Source organism: Haemophilus sp. HMSC71H05 (assembly GCF_001838635.1).
Taxonomy (GTDB): domain Bacteria; phylum Pseudomonadota; class Gammaproteobacteria; order Enterobacterales; family Pasteurellaceae; genus Haemophilus_D; species Haemophilus_D parainfluenzae_R.
In genome coordinates, this window is the sequence record NZ_KV838037.1 from 98137 (window position 1) to 98517 (window position 381).

The window sequence follows — 381 nt, forward strand, 5'->3', positions numbered from 1 at the left end:
CTCACACTATTACCATTACTGATTTAGGTACAGGATCAGTGACTACTACTATCGTTAAAGATGGTAAAGACGGTAAAGATGGTGCGACCGGTGCAACTGGTGCAGACGGTAAGAACGCTGAAGCAGATGTGAAAGACAACGGCGACGGTACTCACACAGTAACCATCAAAGATGGTAACGGTAACACCACAACGACTATCGTTAAAGATGGTAAAAACGCTGAAGCAGATGTTAAAGACAACGGCGATGGTACTCACACTGTAACTATCAAAGACGGTAACGGTAATACCACAACAGCTATCATCAAAGATGGTGCAACTGGTGCTAAAGGTGATACAGGTGCAACAGGTGCAGACGGTAAGAACGCTGAAGCAGACGTTA

1 pseudogene is annotated in these 381 nt (G+C 44.9%); it reads left to right on the plus strand.

Features of this window, described 5'->3' with window-relative positions:
- A pseudogene (locus tag HMPREF3279_RS06770) lies at window positions 1-381 on the plus strand (hypothetical protein); the annotation flags it as partial.